Genomic DNA, 20858 nt, shown 5'->3' with positions numbered 1-20858 from the left:
ATCTAGTTGCTAGAGGCTAATTTAATAGACTCATTATTAAATTTAGCTAAGAAATTTATTTGTGTTTGATAAAAAGCCATCGTGTTTTTGAAAGATTCAAAATTTGATTTGTCAATTTTTTTGGAAATTGGTAAATTTATTGTTAATGGATTAACAGGTTTATTATTTATTCTTAGTTCATAATGTAAATGTGGCCCAGTAGCCCATCCTGTTGATCCGACATATCCAAGTAATTGTCCCTGATATACTTTCTTGCCTTTTGATATTTTAGGTGCTATTTGGCTTTGATGTGCATATAAAGTTGAGTATTTATCATAGTGTTTTAGTATTGTTACCTTTCCATAGCCGTTTTGCCACCCTACAAATTCTACAACTCCATCTGCTGTTGCGTATATTGGAGTTCCTGTTGGAGCCACATAATCTATACCTTTGTGTTCAACCCAAGTTTTGTTAATGGGGTGTAGACGTTTGCCAAATGTAGAACTTATCCTAGTAAATTTTACAGCGTTTCTTAGAAATGCTCTTTGAAGGCTATTACCATCAAAATCATAATAGGCTCCTATTTCTAGACCGTTATTATCAAACCATATAGCATTATATTGTTTGTCATGATTTTTAAATTCCATAGCAAGTATTTTTCCACTGCCTATGTTGTAGCCATTGATTGTTTGTACTTCATAAATTATTATGAATTGATCCCCATGTCTTAGCTCTCTTAAAAAATCTATTTTGTTACTTAAAATATCTGTCATTTGTAATGCAATAAAGTTAGGTATTCCTGCTGACTCTGTTGCTTCAAATAGAGACGAAAGAATGTTGCCAAAAGCAACACGAACATGTTTATTAGGTATTTCCACCTCTTCTGAAGCTTTATAACAATTGTTTGGATTTCTTGTTATTTGTAAATATTTTGATGCTACTTTGCCATTTAATTCTGAATTAGGCGTATGTAGGTATTTTAGCCATATTAAATTTCCTACTGAGTCGGTGGCAGCATATATGGGTCTTCCAGACATTAGTTTTGCTAATTTCTTAGCATTCTTATCGTTGCTGATAAATCTTTGAATATCTTTTATATTGCTTATTTTCAATCTTTGTAAAACAGAATTTAGATTGTCACCAGTTTTGATTATAGTTTCACTTATATATGGTTTATGAATATCATTTATTTCCAATATTCTGTTATGTACATTTAGCTTCCGCTCCCCTCTGATGATTTTTAATTGAGGCTGCTGAGCATTTTCATATTTTTGTAAGAAAAAACCTAATGTCACTACAATAGCTAAAAATATAGTTGTTATAAAAATGTATTTGCGTAACCAAGAAGATTTAATCATATTTTTGCTAGTCTAGTTTAAAGCCAAAGAAGACTTTTATTGATAGGTTTAATTTTATAAAATTCAGTAATAAAAAATTTTTATTTTAGAAAAAGCGATTGATAGTTTATAATTGCGTAATCTTAAATACAACACACATAATTTCATTCTAGTGCTATTGTTTCAGTGAGATTTATTACTTGTATACAAATTCAAAGTAAAAATCTTCTATAACTTATATTTATACTAGATGCATTTTAAATTATATCTTTAATTACATATTGTCAAGAATCTTATATGAATTCAGAAATTGCATCAAATTTATCAATTATTAGAAAGGGTTGTGATGAATTATTGGTAGAACAAGATTTTATTCTCAAATTATCAAGAAGTTATTCTAGCGGCATCCCTCTTTGTATCAAATTAGGATTAGATCCGACAGCTCCAGATATACATCTTGGTCATACGGTAGTTCTAAATAAATTAAGACAATTGCAAGATCTTGGTCATATTGTTGTATTTTTGATAGGTGATTTTACAGCTACTATTGGAGATCCTAGTGGTAGAAATGTGACTCGTCCTCCTTTAAGCAGAGAACAAATAGAGGAAAATGCAAAAACTTATTATAAACAAGCATCTTTGATCCTAGATCAAAATAAAACTGAAGTTAGATATAATTCAGAATGGTCTGATCAGTTAGGTTCTCGTGGTATTATCAAATTGGCTTCTAGTTATACTCTTGCTAGGATGTTAGAGCGAGATGACTTTACTAAAAGATATAAAAGTGGTGTTTCCATAGCATTGCATGAATTTTTATACCCATTGATGCAAGGTTACGACTCAGTTGTTTTAAAATCTGATTTGGAAATAGGTGGAACTGACCAGAAGTTTAATTTGCTTGTAGGTAGAGAGTTGCAGAAGGAATATGGGCAAGAGCCCCAATGTGTAATGACAATGCCTTTATTAATAGGAACTGATGGCATAGCAAAAATGTCGAAATCGAAAAATAATTTTATAGCAATTAATGAAACTCCTGATGTTATGTTTGCTAAAATTATGTCAATTTCAGATGAATTAATGTGGCAATATTTTGATCTATTATCATTTAAATCGATAAGTGAGATACAAAAAATGCAACAAGATATTAGTTGTGGTCTTAATCCAAAAGAGATCAAAATTGCTTTGGCTATAGAAATAGTGTCTAGATTTCACTCTTTTAAGGAAGCTAATCAGGCATTACTAAATTTTAATAGTAGGTTTCGTGATGGTATAGCTCCAGAAAATATTGAAGAAATATATTTGGGAGTAGCTCCATTGAGTATAATACATGCCATGTTTCGTTCAGGATTAACTTCCTCTAATTCTGAAGCTCAAAGACATATAGAACAGAGAGGGGTCAAGGTTAATGGGGAAAGAATAGATAATAAGTCTTTATTATTAGATAGAGGCCTACATATTATTCAGATAGGCAAGCGTAAATTTATAAAAATTCGTTTAGACTAGGTTTTTATTGGATGTAGTTGGATGTTATTAGATTTTTGATGTTTTTTGTGCCAAGTTAAAAAAATGATTGCAGTATTTTTTATAAATAGTTAAGAAAGGGAGCTGTTATGCTTGAAAACAATCGTACTATTAGTCAAATGGATCCAGAATTGTGGAAGGCCATTCAAGAAGAGGCAGTTCGCCAGGAACAACATATAGAGCTTATTGCATCTGAAAATTATGCTAGTAAAGCAGTAATGGAGGCACAGGGATCTTGTCTAACTAATAAATATGCAGAGGGTTATCCTGGCAAGAGGTATTATGGAGGCTGTGAATATGTTGATATAGTAGAGCGTTTAGCTATAGATAGGCTTAAAGAGTTATTTGGAGCTGAATCAGCTAATGTGCAGCCAAACTCAGGATCGCAAGCAAATCAAGGTGTATATAATGCTGTTTTAAAACCTGGTGATACAGTTCTTGGGATGAGTCTTGCTGAAGGAGGGCATTTAACTCATGGTGCTTCTGTTAATTCTTCTGGGAAAACTTATAATTTTGTCTCATATGGTTTAGATGAAAATGAAGTATTAGACTATAAAAATATTGAAATTTTAGCTAAACAACATAAGCCAAAACTTATAGTAGTAGGAGCTTCTGCTTATTCATTGCAAATAGATTTTGAATATTTAGCTAAGATTGCTCATGACAATAACTCATTATTAATGGCTGATATTGCTCATTATGCAGGGTTAATAGCCGGAGGAGTTTATCCTAATGCGGTTCCTTATGCTGATTTTGTTACATCTACTACACATAAGTCTCTTCGTGGTCCTAGAGGTGGGGTTATCATGATGAAACCTCAGTATGAGCGCATTATTAATTCTGCTATTTTCCCAGGAATTCAAGGTGGGCCTTTAATGCATGTAATTGCTGGTAAAGCAGTGGCTTTTAAAGAAGCTCTTGATCCAAGTTTTAAACAATATGCAAAACAAGTGTTAAGTAACTCAAAAGTCATGGCTGATACTTTAGTAAAAAGAGGATTGCGTATTGTCTCAGGAAAAACAGAAAGTCACTTAATGCTAGTGGATTTGAGATCTATAGGGATAAGTGGTAAAGATGCTGAAATATCTCTTGGCAAAGCTCATATCACAGTAAATAAAAATTCTATCCCTAATGACCCAGAGAGCCCATTTATTACTAGTGGTATTCGTTTGGGAACTTGTGCTGTTACTACTAGAGGGTTTATAGAGTCAGATGTCGAACTTACTGCAAACTTAATAGCTGATGTTTTAGGTAATCCATACGATGATACAAATATAAACAATGTACGTAATCAGGTTCATGAGTTAACATCTAGATTGCCTGTGTACAGCATATAGTTATGCTAGTTTTTTAGGTTTTTGTATAGTCATTAGATACTTTGTTTAAGTATATGGCTATACAAATCTTTTTTGATTTTTTGTAAAAGTTTATTTTTTATGAGGTGTCCTTTTTGTTGTCATTGTGAAACCCAGGTTATGGATAGTCGTGTTTCAGATGATAAAGATTCAATTCGCAGGAGAAGACGTTGTCTTTTATGTGATAAAAGATTTACTACATATGAGAAAGTTGAATTATTTTTTCCTACTGTAATCAAAAAAAATGGATCAAGATGTGATTACGATGTTAGTAAATTACGTAGAAGTATTTTTATAGCTTTGCGCAAACGTTCTGTAAATTCAGATGATTTGGAAAAATCTGTATTTAATATAGAGAAATTAATACTGGCAAGTGGTATGCGTGATGTAACTACTGAGTATATTGGGGAGTTGGTTATGCAGGAATTAAAAATTCTAGATAAGGTAGCTTATATTAGGTTTTCCTCAGTTTACAAAAGTTTTAAAAATATAGATGAATTTATAAAATTAATACAAGAGGTAATATAGTCCTTATTAAATTTTTTTAACAGAATCATTTTATGCCCGATTTATATAATTTATCTGATGAATTTTGGATGTCTCAAGCTTTAGATTTGGCTAGGAGTTCTATTTGTGTAGCATGGCCTAATCCAAGTGTTGGTTGTGTTATAGTAAAGAATAATTTTTGTATAGGCAAGGGTTCTACTCAGTCATTCGGAGGATCTCATGCTGAAGTATGTGCATTGCATGATGCTATGGGTAAACATTATGTTTTGGAAGGATCTACAATATATGTAACACTGGAGCCTTGTTGTCATTATGGAAAAACTCCACCATGTGTTAATGCATTATTAAAAGCCAAACCAAAAAGTGTTGTTATAGCTGTATTAGATCCAAATCCTGTAGTAAATGGCAAAAGTATACAAATATTAAGATCAGTAGGTATAAATGTAAAAATAGGAATTTGTGCAGAAGAAGCAATATGGTTAAATATTGGCTTTTTTTCTAGAGTTATAACATCTTTGCCTTGGGTCAGAACAAAAATAGCCACATCGTTAGATGGTAGAAGTTCTTTATATAATAAAAAATCACAATGGATAACCTCGGAAAGCTCACGTAAGGATGGACATTATTGGAGGGCTCGCAGTGGAGCTATTCTAACAGGTATAGGAACAATAATAAATGATAATCCTATTTTGACAGTTAGACATTTTCCAATATCTAGGCAGCCTATTAAAGCAATTATAGACGATACATTTTTAATTGATTCTAATTCAAATATTTTTGATGGATCTAGAGTAGTTATATTCACAACTATTAATGATAAAGAAAAAAACAAAAAGATTATTGATCAAAATGGAGAAATAATTCTAGTAGATAGTATCGGTAAAAATTCGAATAAGATAAATTTATCTAGTGTAATGAAATGGTTTGCCGAAAATTGTATTAACGAAGTCCATGTTGAAGCAGGACCTGGATTGAATGGGAAACTATTAAAAAATAATTCTATAGATGAAATGTTGCTATATTTTGCTCCAATTTTAATTGGTGAGGCAAATACATTTATAAAAATACCATCTATAAATGAACTAAAAGATGCTGTTGCTTTTTCTACTCTTGAGTCAAAATTAATTGATAATGATATAAGAATAAGAGTATATAACTATGATAGATGGAATCTTATAAAAGAAAAGTGCATTTTACAAGACATGACTTAATAACGGATTTGATTATGTTTACAGGGATAATAGAAGATATTGGCTTTATAACTAATATTTATAATAGTTCTAACTTAGAAAATATTAATAATGGCATTAGATTATTTGTGAAAGTAAACAATATAGATCTGAAGAGTATTTCTATAGGAGATTCTATATCTATACAAGGCGCATGTATGACTGTTACTAATATAGAAGGTAGTGGTTTTTATGTTGATATTTCTCAAGAAAGTTTGAAATGTACAGTAGGCCTTTCTTCAGTAGGAGAAGTTAATATTGAAAGAGCTTTAAAACTAGAGTCAAGAATGGGTGGGCATATATTATATGGTCATGTTGATTGTATAGGTAAAGTATATGATTTTAGTCCTTGTGGCGAATCCAAAGCATTAGCTATAGATATCCCTACAAATTTTGCTAAATTTGTGGCTTATAAAGGATCTATAGCAATTAATGGAGTTAGTTTAACTACTAATTCAGTTGTGGACTATAATGAGTTTTCCAGGATGACAATCAATATTATTCCACATACTCAGGTTACTACTACTTTACATAAATTATCAAAAAACGATTCTGTAAATGTAGAAATAGATAGTATTGCTAGGTATGTTGATAGAATTTTAACTTTTAATAAATAAAATATGCTACAATAGAAACCATTATATTTTAGGACAGATGGCCGAGTGGTTGAAGGCGCACGCCTGGAAAGCGTGTATACGTTTATAGCGTATCGGGGGTTCGAATCCCCCTCTGTCCGCCATATAAATATTATTTTGTTAGATATCTAGATTGTTTATCCCAAAGCGTTTGGTATATTCCTGCTTTTGAGATAAGTTCTCCGTGTGTTCCTGAATCAACAATTGTTCCTTTGCTGACTATAATAATTCTATCCATTTTTAGAATAGTAGACAATCTATGAGCGATAGTTATAACAGTTTTGCCAATCATCATATCTTCTAGGTTTTGTTGAATTATAGACTCAGTTTCAGAGTCTAAAGCTGAAGTTGCCTCATCTAATATAATTATTGGAGAATTCTTTAGTAATGCCCTAGCAATAGCTATCCTTTGTTTTTGTCCTCCAGATAGTTTTATGCCTCTTTCTCCAACATGTGCATCCAGTCCGGTATTTCCATTAGTATCTGTGATACTGTCTATAAAATCTAATTTTGTTTTTTTTATAACATTTTTTAGTTGTTCCTCTGATACGTTATTAGCCCCACAAACAAGATTATCTCTTATAGATCTATGCAGTAAAGAAACATCTTGTGTAACTACGCTTATTTGTGATCTTAAACTGTCTTGAGTAACATATTTAATATTCTGTCCATCTATACATATAGATCCATTTTCTACATCATGCAATCTAAGTAATAAATGTATTAGTGTTGATTTACCTGCTCCAGATGGTCCAACTATAGCTATTTTTTCTTTTGATTTAATTGTTAATGTTAAATTAGTTATAACCTCATGTTTTTTTTCATAGGCAAAAAACACTGAATCAAACTTGATTTCTCCATTCGTTATTTTTAAGGTTTTTGAGTTATCAAAATCTTCAATTTCTCTAGATTGAGATATTGTTCCAATACTGTCTTGTACAACCCCTACGTTTTCAAATATGTTTTTTACTACCCACATTAGCCAACTTGACATATTATTTATTCTTATTACTAAGCTAATAGCTAAAGTAATAGATCCTAGAGATATTATATTTTTGCTCCATAACCATAGTGCTATGCCTGCTGTTGATACTATTAATAGACCGTTAATAGCAGTGAGTGCCGTATCTATTTCCGTTATAAGCCTTAAAGCCAATTGATGCGTTTTTATTTGTTCTGTCATTGTTTTTTTAGCATATTCTTCTTCTTGTTTTGTATGAGAGAACAGTTTGATAGTAATTATATTTGAATAGGTATCGACAATTAATCCAATTAATTTAGATCTAGTCTCAGATGAGATAGTAGAGCGTTTTTGAATTAGTGGAATATAATGCACAAGAAAGAACACATAAACAACAATCCAAATTAATAGAGGAAATATTAAATGCCAGTCAGTTTGTGAAAATATAAATATGGCACTGCTTGTATAAACAACCACATGCCAAATTGCTTCTATTGCTTGTATTGCAGAATCTCTTAATGCTGCACCAGTTTGTATCACTCTGTTAGAGATTCTCCCTGCAAAGTCATTATAGAAAAAACTAATGCTTTGTTTAAGAATATACTTATGATTTTGCCATCTTATTAATGCAGCCATATTAGAGGTAATGGTTTGTTGAATTAGCAAATCATGCAAAGCAAATATGATAGGTCGACAAACTAATATTACTATCATCATTACTAACAATTCTTTATAATGCATTCCAAATATTTTTTCAGGATTGCTTGATTGAGCTAAGTCTATTATATTTGCTACATATTTGAATAATGCAATTTCAACTAAAGAAACCCCAAGCCCTATAAAAAGCAAAATTATCAAAATCGTTTTTATTTGTTTTAAGTAATAGTAAAAAAACGATGATACTTTATATGGAGGTGGAATATCTGGTGTCTCTCTGAATGGATCAATCAGATTTTCAAAATATGAAAAACATGACTTTTCATCAGACATAATACTTCCCTGAATAAATTATTATTAAAATACTTAATAATATAACACTAAAGCTAATTTTCCAAAACATATGTCATGGTTAGTTATAGTTATTACTCGCATAGTCCTACTACATTAGAAAATCCAGCATCTACATGTATTACTTCACTAGTTATTCCAGAAGATAGATTTGATAATAAAAAAGAAGCTACGTTTCCTATGTCTTCAGTTGTAACATTTCTTTTGAGTGGTGCATTATTTTCCACAAATTTTAGTATATTTGAAAAATCTTTTATACCACTTGCAGCTAATGTTTTTATTGGCCCAGAAGATATCCCATTGATTCTTATTCCTTTAGATCCTAAATCATTAGCTAGATATCTTATACTAGCTTCTAAAGAGGCTTTTGCTAGTCCCATCATATTGTAATTTGGCACAAATCTTTCAGATCCTATATAACTTAGTGTAACTATAGATGTTTGTGTATTCATTAAAGGTAATAATGCTTTTGTTAAAGCAGGTAAACTATAGGAAGAAATTTCATGGGCAATACGAAAATTTTCTCTATTGAATCCATCTAAGAATTTATCGGATATAGAATTTTTATTTGCAAAAGCTATTGAGTGGACGAAACCATCTAAATTATCCCAATATTCTGAGAGTTCAATTTTTAATTTTTCTATAGAGTCATCATTACTTACATCGCAAGGTAAGCATATTTTGCAATCCAGCTCCCTAGACAGTTCTATAACACGATCCTTCATTTTATCTGTTACATATGTTATGGCTAATTCTGCTCCTTGGTTTTTGCAAGCTTTTGCTATTCCATATGCAATAGAGCGATTTGATATTATACCTGTAATTAAAATTTTTTTTGATTTCAGAAATCCCATAGTCTACTCCTATTTAATAGATCAAGATTTTTAGTTTTTATGAATGATTTATTCTTCATAAGGTAATTTTATTTTTTTGCCATGTTTGATAATATCGTTCTTTAGTTTATTTAAATAGCGTATTTCTGTGACAGTTGTGTTATGTTGTTTTGCGATTTTTGACAAATTATCTCCAGGGCGCACAAGGTAGTCATAAGTTTTTTTATGAATATATTTTTTATTTGTTGCTAAAGAAATAACATGTTTTTGTTCTATCAATAGTAGTTGCCCTGAGGCTGTTTTTTGTTGGGTTCTTATGTTATTGGTTTTTTTTAATTTTGCTTCAGAAATTCCGAATTTTTGAGCTATAGACAAGAAAGTTTCGCCATTTTTAGATTTATATATTTTCCAGTTACTTAAATTATCTGTAAATTTTTTTAAGTTTATGTGAAATTTTTCTATATTTTTTGCTGGTAACAAAATTGTTTGAGAATGTTTAGAAGATATTACTGGTCTGTTATGGGACGGGTTGAGAGCTTTGAACTCTTCAAGTGATATTTCTGCTAATTTTGCAGCTACTTCAATATCAATATCTTTATTTTTTTTACTGTTTTAAAATACGGTTTATTTTCTACCTTAGGCAGATCAATTCCATATTTTTGTGGGTTTGTAATAATATTCTTTACAGCTTGTAGTTTTGGTACGTAATTAGTAGTTTCTTTTGGAAGTTGAAGATTAATATATTTTGTAGATTTATTAGATTTTTTATTTTTTTCTATAGCTTTTTGGACGACTGATTCACCGCAATTATATGAAGCTAGCGCAAGATGCCAATGTCCTTGTCTCTTATATAGAGATTCTAAGTAATCTAGCGCAGCATATGTTGATACTATTGGGTCTCTTCTTTCATCGAGCCACCAATTTTGCTTTAAATTAAAGTGTTTGGCAGTTCTAGGTACAAATTGCCATAACCCAGAAGCTTTGTTTTTTGAAATTGCAGAAGGATCATAAGCACTTTCTATAAAAGGCATAAGAGCTAATTCAGTTGGCAATCCTCTATTATTAATCTCATTAACTACAAAGTATAAATATTTTACAGATCTTTCAGCAATACGTTTTATAGATTCAGGATGATCTTGATAATATTGAGTCCATTGTTTTGATAAATTATTACTTAAGTTAGGAATTTGAAAACCTTTTCTAATCACATCCCATATATCATCAGGAGCACTAGCATTGCTAGAAAGAACTATACTTTTTAATTGTCCTATCTGTGGACGCACAAGCATAGTGCATCCAGTTATAAGTGCACATATAAATATAAAATAAAATTGTATAATTAAATTTTTTTTAAGACGCATTTTTCCATTTTCTTAATTCTATAAAGACATCTAATTGTGATTTAAGTTGGATTTTAGCATGTAAAGAGGCTGATTTGATGATATTGATATAGTCTGTTCTTAGAAAAGGGTTAATATATGACTCTCTAATAATAGAAGAAGGTATTGTAGGGTAACCATATCTCCTCAACAATTTTGCATGTTTATAACAATATTGCAAGTATCTGTTATCTGTATCAACGTCTATTGCCCAAATTAAATTACTTATAGTATATTCATGAGCACAGAAAATTAAAGTATCTAGTGGTAGGTTACAGAGTTTTTTAAGTGAATTAAACATTTGTATATAATTATTTTCTAAAACACGTCCACATCCAGCTGAAAATAGGGCATCGCCACAAAATAGAACTTTACGATTCTTAATTGTTTTGCCATAAAAAGCAATATGGTCATCAGTATGACCAGGAACATCTATTGTTTTTAATTTAATACCAAGTTCACGAAATTTTATAATATCATTTTCTATTAAATGATTGTTACAAAAAGGCAATTTAGATTTTTTTGATGCGAATACTGGGGTTTTGAATTTTTTAGATAGTCTTTCTACGCCGTCTGTATGATCTTTATGATGATGAGTAATTAGTATTGCAATGAGTCTTAATGAATATTTTTCTATAAATCTTAGTACTACTTCATAATCACCAGGATCTATTACTGCAATTTTTCCATTTTTTATGATAGACCATATGTAATTGTCTTTAAAGGCGGCTATTGGTAGAATCCCTCCAAAATTTATAATTCTATTAACAAATTTTCTATCTAACATTGATGATGTATCCTGTGTTTCTTATATTTTCTAATCTTATTAATTTTTTAAGTTAAATAAATCATATTTTTTATAAAACTAATGTTTTTATCTATAAAGAATCCAAGTAAGTTATAATATACAAATTATAATTTGACTGTAAGTCTATTTACATTAATTTAGATAATTTTATGATAAATAACATTAAGTATGTTGAGCTTTGGACAGATGGAGCATGTAAAGGAAATCCTGGTATAGGAGGATGGGGTGTTGTTGTAAAATGGCCAGATGGAAGAGAAGATAATATTTATGGAGGAGAAAGTAAAACAACAAATAATCGTATGGAGTTGTTGGCTGTAATTAATGGTCTAAAGAAATTGGGTAGTAGTAACTATCTGGACATAGTAATTTATACCGATTCTCAATATGTTATGAATGGGATAACTAAATGGATAAACGGTTGGAAACATAAAGGTTGGAAATTATCAAATGGTAAAGATGTGAAAAATAAAGATCTTTGGGAGTCTTTAGATAAATTGTCAGAAAATTATAATATTAATTGGAATTGGGTAAAAGGCCATTCAGATAATTATGGTAATAATAAAGCTGATAAATTAGCAAATATGGGTGTGGAAACTATATAAAAGATTTATTGAAAAGTTTAATTTTTATGAGACAAGTGATTTTTGATATTGAGACGACAGGATTAGATGTTTCAGATGGGCATAGAGTTATTGAAATAGGATGTGTTGAAATAAATAATCGCATTATTACAGATAGATATTTACATTTATATATTAATCCTCATAGAGAAATAGATGTTGGTGCTTTATCTGTTCATGGTCTAACAAGTGAGTTTTTATCAGATAAACCGGATTTTGCAGATGTTATTACGCAATTTCTTGATTTTATTAATGATGCCGAAATAATAGCTCATAATGCACAATTTGATGTTAAATTTATAAATAGTGAATTAGATAAATTAAATTTAGGAAACTTATCTAAATATTGTAGAAAAATTACAGATTCATTATCTTTGGCTAGAAAAATCAGACCTGGTAAAAGAAACTCTTTGGATGCGTTATGTGATCATTATGGCATTTCAAATTTAGACAGAAAGATGCATGGAGCTTTACTTGATTCTAGGCTTTTATCACAAGTTTGGTTGGCTATGACTAGAGGGCAGAACGAGTTTTTAATTGATGATTATGAAAGAAATAAGAAGTCTTTCCAGATTACAGATAATCACGCAAAGATATCATTACCAGTAATTATTCCAAAAGAAGAAGAAATTAATAGTCATCAAGAATATTTGAGAAATATGAAGAAAGAATCTTCTAATAGTGTTTTGTGGATAGAGCTAGATAGAAAAAACTTAAAGAATAGTAAATAAAAAATGGCTTGATAATTACTTTTAATTCACTTTATTACTTATAATTATCAAACCATATAATTTTAATTATTACTAATTGATTGTTTTTGTATTTTTCTAGGTAATACAGCTCTTGGTAATGCAGTATGAGCCATTTTTCTTAAAGCCTCATCCGCTCCAGGATGAATTGGAACTGTAAGGCATATTTTTGAAGTTGTGACTGATACTTGTGCTCCTTGTGCTGATCCGGCTGCCAAGAGATATTGTCCTGCGTTATATACAGCATTTGCCATGTTTTCGGCTTCAGCTATAGTAAGTTCAGATGTAGTTAGCATTAATGCGGCTGTGCCAACAGTTGGGATTCTTTTGCTTTGATTAGAATAGGTTCCTCCAGCTATATTTAAAGATAATAGAGCCGGATTATTTTGTATTAATCTTTTTACTGCTAATGGTTCTAGCGGAAGAATCCTTAGATTAGATTGAGTCATAGCTGCTCTTATTGGTGTTGCTGGGACCCCAATTATTTGAGTTACAGCATCAATCTCTTCTTTATTGAGTTGTTGTAGTGAATTAGTAAAAGGCGCATCTATAACTTTATAGTCTTTATGAGCATATAATCCGTGTGCTGCTAGTATTTGCTCAATAGTTGTTCTACCTCCAGATCCAGCTGGTCCAAGGGATATTTTTTTCCTTTAAGGTCTATAATTTTTTTTATTTCTGAGTCTTGTCTTACTATTATGTGTGCTAATTCTGGGTAAAGACTCCCAAGAGTACGTAATTCAGCAAAAGGACCATGTCCTTCAAAAGGACCTGTCCCGTTATATGCCATTAAAGCAATGTCAGCAGGAGCTAAAGCTATAGTTGCATTTCCTGTTCTCAGTAAGTCAATATTTTCAGTGCTACCACTTGTTATTAATGGTATCATTTTGACCTGATTTCTTTGTGTAATATCAGCTATTGATTGAGCAAAGACTAGATATTCTCCTTTGTTTGGACCGCCTGCAAAAGGATATCCATCTTGCAATCTTGCTAATCTACCATTTATTCGTGTAACCGAGCGCTCTAGTTCTTGTTGCACAACTTTTTGTGCTGTTTTTGAAGATGTATAAGGAATAGAAGTAGTAATTGTATTTAAGGTACTTAAAAGTCTTTCTGTTGCAGGTTTTTGTAATCCTGACTCTAAAAAAGGAGCTTCCTCTGTTGTATAGTTATCAGAAGAGACTCTTTCCCAATTGTTATTTTTTTTACGGTATATAGCACTTGCATGTGCAATTATCCTATCACCAGCTTTATTACCACTGGAATCGACTCCTATAATACTTCTAGGCCCGGCTCCCATTAGGGTGACCAGAGCAGCAGCCCCTGGTTGATCCCAAGCCCCTAAGTCTATATTTTTATTGGCTTCTAATATTACATCATAGTAAACTACTCTTCTGTTCTCATCTGATGGAGCTGTGCTATCTATAGCACTACCCATTCTATTTAGTTTAACTATTTTAAAAGAATTAGAGCCAAAAGTTTCTTGAAGTCTTTTGTTTAAAGCACTATGTAATTCAGTAGAGCTAGGTTTCCTCTCACAGGCAGCTAGAATCAAGCATAATGACAATAATAATATTTTCTTAAAAAAGTCCATTACACCCCTCCAACACAAGGTAATGATATTAGAGCTGTAAGGATAATTACATTCATAATATCAACTAGGAAAGCTCCAGTTAACGGAATTACAATGAAGGATTGTGGGGCATTGCCATGTCTTCCTGCTATCGCTTGCATATTAGCAATAGCAGTTGCTGTAGTTCCTAAGCCTATGCCACAAAAAGCTCCGGCCATAACTGCAGATTCATAATCTTTTTTTAGAGCTTTAAATACTACTAAACAACAATACAAGGCGCAAACTATAGATTGTATTACTAGAATAAATGCTAAAGGACCAGCTAATCTTGCTGCGCTTGCTAGGTCTAAAGTCATCATAGTTAGCCCTAAGAAAAGAGATAACATAACCGTACCTAGTATTTCTGTTGCTTTATCATTAAGCCTAAGTCCTGTAATAGGTCCAAGATTCCTTACTATAATGCCTATTGCTAAACACCATAGAAAATTTGGTAGACTAACAGTAGAACTACCAACTAATTTAGATAAGTATGTTCCTCCAACTAAAGTAATTAAAGCAACTGTTAAAGATGTGATAAATTCTGCTGGGGTTATTTGTTGTATATTATTTTCTTTCTCGCTTATATCACCATCAGTTTTTGCTTTGATTCCTTGTTGCTTTGGAGTAACTATTTTATAACGTTTTATTAGCCATTCTGAAATAGGTCCGCCTAGAACCCCACCAAATACTAGTCCAATAGTAGCAGAAGTCATTGCTAATGCTGTTATGTTTTGAATATTGTTAAAATCAGCAAAGCGTGCTGCGTAAGCAGCTCCAGTACCATGTCCACCAACCAAAGTTATTGTCCCTCCAACGAGCCCCATTAGTGGATGCATATCTAATAAATTTGCTAATCCTAATCCTACAATATTCTGTATAAGAAGAAATGGTGCTAAAACTAATACTAATACTATTAGTTTAGATCCTCCTTTTGCTAATAGTTTTAAGTTTGCTGTTAAACCAACGCATCCAAAGAATAATAATAAGAATGTTGGTTTAATGGCAGTATCAAGGTATATTTGAATACCACACCATGCAGACAATATATGAGTCATAGTAGCAAAAATAAGTCCTCCAACTATAGAATCTGGAACACTATATTTAGCTAAAATTGTAATTCTTTTTGTCAAATAGCGCCCACTAAGCAGAACAAGACAGCAGGCAAGTAGTGATTGTATTAATGAAAGCGAAATCATGTGGGCCTTTATTATCTTATGGCGTATTTAAAAAACAGATTAACTTATTCTATCTTTAGATAAGTACTCTGAGCCATTACAAACAAAAATAATAAACAAGTTCAATATTTTAATAAAGATGTTTTCTATTTATAGTGACTTGTTTTGATTTAGTGCTAATGCTTTTTAGTCTTTGGGACGAGCAGAGAGCACATGCGGCTGTTGTACAGCTTTTTCTTTTTATAACCATAGAAATTTTTATTTCTTAATCCTATTATCATTTCTTTTATTGTATTTTGTTTTAAAATTATATATTAAAAAAATTAACTTAATGTATAACAAAACTTAACATTCTAACATGAAGAAATAATATTCTATTTATTAGCAATTCGTGCTAAATCAGGAATAAATATTAAGTTGTATAAATTAACTAATTTGCTGATAAAACAAATTTTTGATTAAGTTATTTTATTTAAGTCGTAACATAATAGCAAACATGTATAACAAATTCACTATATTTAGAATTATGTTTTCCAAGTTATAGTATTTATTCAATAAATATTCTTCAGTGTATTAGCATATTTAAAATTATAATACTAGGCTTAGAATTATATAAAAAATTCTAGTGCTAATTTTTCATCAAAAAATTACAAACACTACTATTAAATACCTTCGGGTTTCCAATATTCATACCATGCGAAGATCCAATAATATTTATTCTTGTGTTGTTAGGTATAATTTGTTGTAATTTATCCAGTATTTCTGGGTAAGGACTTGGGCTTAATGATCCTCCAATTAATAAAGTTGGCATTGATATATTGGAAAGATTTTCTATATTTAAAATAAAAGGGGGTTCTTTAGACTGTGCAATGAGAGTCTTTGCATTATCATGTACCATTTGTTTAAACCAACTTACCATTCTTGCCCAGGTATTTTGTCCGCTTACTGTATCAATGAATAGCTGCAAACCTTCTTCTTTTTTATTTTCAAGGACTAATTTACTTGATCTAAGTCTAAAATCATCTCTTTCATCAAAAATGTTAACCATCCCTTCTATTTTAAATCCTCCAGGATCTGCAAGTATAAGTTTATCTACTATACTTGGTTCTTTAATTGCTGTTTCTATTGATATGGCACCACCTCTCGAGTGTCCTAATAAATAAACTGGACGATCAATAATTTTTTTTATGAAAGTTATTAAGTCATTAGAATGTTGCTTTACAGAGAAATTTTCATAGTTACTATTACAATCGTTTGGCCAGTAATGTCTCAAATTTATTGAGTATACTTCGAAGAAGCTACTAAAAACATCTATCTGTTTTTTCCAGTATCTGCTATCACATAATGAACCATGTACCATAACAATAGGTTTCCCTTTGCCAATTTTATTGTAATATAATTTGTAATTATTAATTTCTGTTGCGATCATAGTAGCATTAAGTTTTTAATAAATATGTGTTTGTAATGTTAATTTATCATTTTTAGTTTCTTTTCAGCTTTTAAAGAAACTTCTGAGTTTTTATATTGTTTAGTTATTGTTCTTAAAATTTCTGTAGCACCTGAGATATCGTTCAGAGCTATTTTATTGTCTGCGATTGTAATGAGAGCTTCTGGTATTCTATTGGTTGAGTTGTTTTTGATATAGTTTTGTAGTTGTGCTATTGATTCTTTAAATTTGCCAAGTTTATATTTACAAATCCCAGAGTAAAATTTAATTTCGTTTATTAATTTAATATCATAATTTATTTCCAGAATTTTATTAAATTTCTCTTCAGCTTCTGAGTATTTTTCTTTTTTCAATAAATCTAGAGCAATTTTGAATTCTTCTTCTAATATATCTTCTGATATTTTCTCTGACATAATAACATTAGAGTTTTTATAGTTATTATTTTCAACATGATTATTCTTAATAATTTCAACTTGGTTTAGAATAATTGCAAGTTCATGTTCTAGTGTATTAAGACGATTCAGCAATACTAGATTAGATTTTTTTATATTCTCTATCTGTAATTGTAAATCACTATTTTTTGATGCAGCATACACAGGTAGCATTAGTGGTACGAAAATTAGTATTAATGATATTAGTTTTTTCATATGTAATCTATCCTGTGTTTCTAGTAAATATTTATTTATAACATATAATGTCAACTCGTCGATTTTTTGACAAATATTCTTCATTATTAGAATGATCTAATATAGAATTTGTCTTACCAAGACTTATAACTTCAATTTGATCGTCACTAATTCCTAAAACTTTAAGTATCTTATATACTGCATAAGCTCTTCTTTGCCCTAGGGCAAGGTTGTACTCTACTCCTCCATTCTGATCTGTATTACCAATAATTTTTATTTTTAAAGAATGTTTATCTAATATTGGAAATACAAAATTTTCTATTTCTGTTATATATTCATCAGGAATAATATAGCTACAGCTGTCAAAAAACACCTGAGTTTCTTTCATGATCTTGTTTGTTTTGTTTATTTTGGCGCCATGATAGAATTCATAGAACGAACAAGATGTTATTGTACTGGTTGATAGAATCATTATAAGAACAGCAATGCTTTTTTTTATGTATGAACTAATTATATTAGTTGATCTGTTTTTCATTTAATTATAGGCCCCCAAGAAGGATCAAATATTTCATAATTTGATTTGTCTTGAATTATTTTTATTTGTGAATTAAATAGTGATATTTGAGCTATAGAATTTATTCCTTGTTTATTGATATAAGAGTAGGTTAGGTATTCCCCATTTGGTGATATGGATGGAGATTGATCGTTTCTACCAGACGTAATCAATTCTTCTTTTTTTGATGATAAATCTAGAGCATATATATTAAAAGCATCATTAACTTTTTTGACATAAATGATCATGTTTTTATTAGGGAGTGCTACAGGAGATCCATTGTAATCTCCATCAAAAGTAAGTCTTGTTATATTTTGACCATACAAATCAGTTGAATATATTTGATAACTACCGCTTCTATCACTTGCAAATATGATATTTTTCCCATCAGAAGAAAAACAAGCTTCTGTATCACATGCTGATGATTTAATGAGTCTTCTAAAAGAATTTGTTGAAACGTCCAATATGTATATTTGAGATAAGCCAGTTTCTGTCATAGTTAAAGCTATTTTTTCACCGTCTGGAGACCATGATGGAGAGCTATTGCTTCCTTTTTGATCTGCTATAATAACTCTATTAGATGTGAATAAATCATGCATGTATGTTATTGCCCTACCAGTTTCGAAACTTACATAAAGAATTTTGCTTCCGTCTGGAGACCATCTTATTGATGTTATTGGCTTTAACGACCTAAGGGCTATTTGATGATTTTTTCCATCATGATCTGCAATTTGTAATTCGAAAATATTATTTTTTTTAACTACATAAGCTAACCGTGAATTAAAAATACCTTTATTTCCGGTGCTTGTTTCATATATTCTATCGGAGATTATATGAGATATTCTTGTAATATCTTTGATTGATCCAGAGAATGATACTTTATCTAATAGATCATCTGAATTCTCAATGGTGAAATTGATTTCGTAAAGATCATCTTGTAAATGCTTTACTTGTATAGACACCATATAATCGAAATTATTTTTTCTTAGGAATTTATTATAAATATTTTTTCTTTTATCTTTCTCTGAAACTTTTGTTATCTTAAATTTATGTATGCTTAATAAATTATTTTGTATTGTTTCTATAACTTTTTGCCCTTCATATGTATTGTTATCACACTCATATATTTTAATATTAAACTCTTTCGCTATTGATTGATTTTTGTCTATATTGGGTTGCGCAGTTGCTTGAGTAAAATATGAAAAGATGGCTAGAAAAAATAACATTACTAATATCAAATTTTCTTTACGAATATTCATTTTTTTCCTATTCTTCGCGTATTTTATAGATTATATGTAGCTGAGAATCTTCATTAGAAACTTGTTTTATTATAAGTTCTTCACATCTTAAGATGCCTATTTCAACAGCTTTATCTAAGGTTGTATTTTTGGATGATTTTATCAAAATTAATTTATTTATTTCATTTTTTTTATTTATTTTAAATAGAAATTCGGATGATTGGATGCTTTCTAATTGTAGACACGAAAATCTAGGGTATGTTATTCCTGATAGAATACATGTCTTTATGTCATTTTTAGTTTGTTCGTTTAAGAACGTTTCCTTTGGCGGATATAAAACTATATTAGTTTGATTTTTATGTTTTATGTCCTCATTATGTTTGTTGGAAGTATATGTATTAATCTGTATATAGATCAATAATAAATACAAAAAAAATATGAAGGTGAGTATTTTTTTGTGTTTAATAATTTTCATATTTCGGGGTGATGAGAAGTACTTAGTCATATATAAATATGAATTCCCACAATACTATATGTAATAGGTTAAATTTCAAGTATTTAAAATCAATGAACATAGAACATGCCTTATTATTAATTTTAGCTTTATATGATTTTACCGTTTATTTGTTAACTATATTTTTTATATTTTGTTTTTGTATTATTTTTAAAAAATCTTTTATAAAAATTCTGGATTCCATGGAATATTTCTTTATCATTTTTATTATATAAATATAAATTGTTTCTGATAATGATGACCCTAATATAGTTATCGTGACTAATAATAGTGATTCTATTGCGTGAGGAATAAAGAAAGTAGAATCAAGATTTTGTTGTTTGGAAAAATAGTTAATTATTTCAATATTTTGCATTATGAAGCCTAATAACCCAATATAGAAAATACTATTTATTAGTATATACATTCCGTCAATTTTATTTTGTATATCTAGTATTTCTTTTATTAAAGTTGCTTCCATAGCATTTTTAGCAGAATGATTTCTTTCTAAAAATTGGGACTTTGAAAATTCATTCATTCCTGATTCAAAGATCTTGGGTATAGTAGATTTATTGTTTATGCTGTGATTCTTTTTATGTAGGTCTATTAAATTTACACCAGACCAGAATTCTTTTGTAAATTTTTTGTTGCTTTTTGAATTGGCATTTAAATTAATTATAGTTTTTATTGCTGATCTAAGGAATAAAAACATAACTAGAAATTGATATATAATTATAATTCTTGTTATTACGCTTAGATTGTAATAGGTTAAAATTAAAGACATGCTTATACC

General features: G+C 30.0%; 20 protein-coding genes, 1 tRNA gene and 2 pseudogenes. 8 read left to right on the top strand and 15 right to left on the bottom strand.

Features of this window, described 5'->3' with window-relative positions; all coding sequences use genetic code 11:
• Positions 1-2: 2 nt before the first annotated feature.
• Complete coding sequence (locus CKCE_RS02260; protein ID WP_015389165.1) at positions 3-1337, bottom strand: M23 family metallopeptidase; 1335 nt, start codon at positions 1335-1337, stop codon at positions 3-5.
• Positions 1338-1613: 276 nt separating this feature from the next.
• Here CKCE_RS02260 and tyrS point away from each other — a divergent pair, with 276 nt between their 5' ends.
• From tyrS to CKCE_RS02230, 6 genes are all read left to right on the top strand, one after another.
• Positions 1614-2819, top strand: coding sequence for a tyrosine--tRNA ligase (gene tyrS, locus CKCE_RS02255; RefSeq protein ID WP_015238702.1), 1206 nt, complete (start codon positions 1614-1616; stop codon positions 2817-2819).
• A 107-nt stretch (positions 2820-2926) separates the two neighbouring features.
• Positions 2927-4174 (top strand): serine hydroxymethyltransferase, encoded by a 1248-nt coding sequence (gene glyA / locus CKCE_RS02250; RefSeq protein WP_015238701.1) that lies wholly within the window; start codon positions 2927-2929, stop codon positions 4172-4174.
• Between the two features lie 99 nt (positions 4175-4273).
• Positions 4274-4720 carry a transcriptional regulator NrdR gene (gene nrdR, locus CKCE_RS02245; RefSeq protein WP_015238700.1) on the top strand — a complete coding sequence of 149 codons (447 nt, stop codon included), beginning with the start codon at positions 4274-4276 and terminating at the stop codon, positions 4718-4720.
• A 32-nt stretch (positions 4721-4752) separates the two neighbouring features.
• Positions 4753-5910, top strand: coding sequence for a bifunctional diaminohydroxyphosphoribosylaminopyrimidine deaminase/5-amino-6-(5-phosphoribosylamino)uracil reductase RibD (gene ribD, locus CKCE_RS02240; RefSeq protein ID WP_015238699.1), 1158 nt, complete (start codon positions 4753-4755; stop codon positions 5908-5910).
• 14 nt (positions 5911-5924) lie between these two features.
• Positions 5925-6545: a riboflavin synthase gene (locus CKCE_RS02235; protein WP_015238698.1), complete on the top strand. Its 621-nt coding sequence runs from the start codon at positions 5925-5927 to the stop codon at positions 6543-6545.
• A 31-nt stretch (positions 6546-6576) separates the two neighbouring features.
• A tRNA-Ser gene (locus CKCE_RS02230) sits at positions 6577-6667 on the top strand.
• A gap of 8 nt (positions 6668-6675) precedes the next feature.
• Here CKCE_RS02230 and CKCE_RS02225 read toward each other — a convergent pair.
• From CKCE_RS02225 to gloB, 6 genes and pseudogenes are all read right to left on the bottom strand, one after another.
• Entirely contained in the window at positions 6676-8514 is a 1839-nt protein-coding gene (locus CKCE_RS02225; RefSeq protein ID WP_015238697.1) for an ABC transporter ATP-binding protein, read from the bottom strand.
• Positions 8515-8606: 92 nt separating this feature from the next.
• Entirely contained in the window at positions 8607-9386 is a 780-nt protein-coding gene (locus tag CKCE_RS02220) for an enoyl-ACP reductase FabI (protein WP_015238696.1), read from the bottom strand.
• 48 nt (positions 9387-9434) lie between these two features.
• Entirely contained in the window at positions 9435-9845 is a 411-nt protein-coding gene (locus CKCE_RS04100; RefSeq protein WP_015238695.1) for a LysM peptidoglycan-binding domain-containing protein, read from the bottom strand.
• A gap of 12 nt (positions 9846-9857) precedes the next feature.
• Positions 9858-9923 (bottom strand): annotated as a pseudogene (locus CKCE_RS04110) (hypothetical protein); the annotation flags it as partial.
• 17 nt (positions 9924-9940) lie between these two features.
• Entirely contained in the window at positions 9941-10654 is a 714-nt protein-coding gene (locus CKCE_RS04095) for a lytic transglycosylase domain-containing protein (protein ID WP_015238694.1), read from the bottom strand.
• 61 nt (positions 10655-10715) lie between these two features.
• Entirely contained in the window at positions 10716-11531 is an 816-nt protein-coding gene (gene gloB, locus CKCE_RS02210) for a hydroxyacylglutathione hydrolase (protein WP_015238693.1), read from the bottom strand.
• Positions 11532-11701: 170 nt separating this feature from the next.
• Between gloB and rnhA the strand changes: the two genes are divergently transcribed.
• The gene (rnhA, locus tag CKCE_RS02205; protein WP_015238692.1) at positions 11702-12154 is read left to right on the top strand and encodes a ribonuclease HI; all 453 of its coding nucleotides are present in this window, start codon (positions 11702-11704) and stop codon (positions 12152-12154) included.
• A gap of 26 nt (positions 12155-12180) precedes the next feature.
• Positions 12181-12903: a DNA polymerase III subunit epsilon gene (gene dnaQ, locus CKCE_RS02200; protein ID WP_015389163.1), complete on the top strand. Its 723-nt coding sequence runs from the start codon at positions 12181-12183 to the stop codon at positions 12901-12903.
• A 62-nt stretch (positions 12904-12965) separates the two neighbouring features.
• On the opposite strand, the pseudogene CKCE_RS02195 reads toward dnaQ, so the two are convergent.
• The 8 genes and pseudogenes from CKCE_RS02195 to CKCE_RS02160 form a co-directional block, all read right to left on the bottom strand.
• Positions 12966-14221: pseudogene (locus tag CKCE_RS02195) on the bottom strand (TAXI family TRAP transporter solute-binding subunit).
• A 293-nt stretch (positions 14222-14514) separates the two neighbouring features.
• Complete coding sequence (gene gltS / locus CKCE_RS02190; RefSeq protein ID WP_015389161.1) at positions 14515-15729, bottom strand: sodium/glutamate symporter; 1215 nt, start codon at positions 15727-15729, stop codon at positions 14515-14517.
• Between the two features lie 607 nt (positions 15730-16336).
• Positions 16337-17137, bottom strand: a complete 801-nt coding sequence (locus CKCE_RS02185) for an alpha/beta fold hydrolase (RefSeq protein WP_015238687.1) — start codon at positions 17135-17137, stop codon at positions 16337-16339.
• 38 nt (positions 17138-17175) lie between these two features.
• A complete protein-coding gene (locus CKCE_RS02180) occupies positions 17176-17802 on the bottom strand; it encodes a tol-pal system YbgF family protein (RefSeq protein ID WP_015389160.1) in 627 nt (208 codons plus the stop codon).
• Positions 17803-17833: 31 nt separating this feature from the next.
• Positions 17834-18316, bottom strand: coding sequence for an OmpA family protein (locus tag CKCE_RS02175; RefSeq protein WP_015238685.1), 483 nt, complete (start codon positions 18314-18316; stop codon positions 17834-17836).
• Entirely contained in the window at positions 18313-19593 is a 1281-nt protein-coding gene (locus tag CKCE_RS02170; protein WP_015238684.1) for a PD40 domain-containing protein, read from the bottom strand. The genes CKCE_RS02175 and CKCE_RS02170 overlap by 4 nt, the downstream gene beginning before the upstream one ends.
• 7 nt (positions 19594-19600) lie before the next feature.
• Positions 19601-20002, bottom strand: a complete 402-nt coding sequence (locus CKCE_RS02165) for a hypothetical protein (protein WP_225968698.1) — start codon at positions 20000-20002, stop codon at positions 19601-19603.
• 190 nt (positions 20003-20192) lie between these two features.
• Positions 20193-20849 (bottom strand): hypothetical protein, encoded by a 657-nt coding sequence (locus tag CKCE_RS02160; protein ID WP_015389158.1) that lies wholly within the window; start codon positions 20847-20849, stop codon positions 20193-20195.
• Positions 20850-20858: the final 9 nt, after the last annotated feature.

This window comes from Candidatus Kinetoplastibacterium crithidii (ex Angomonas deanei ATCC 30255) (assembly GCF_000319225.1).
GTDB classification, from domain to species: Bacteria; Pseudomonadota; Gammaproteobacteria; order Burkholderiales; family Burkholderiaceae_B; genus Kinetoplastidibacterium; species Kinetoplastidibacterium crithidii_B.
This window is presented reverse-complemented; position numbering and strand designations above follow the sequence as displayed.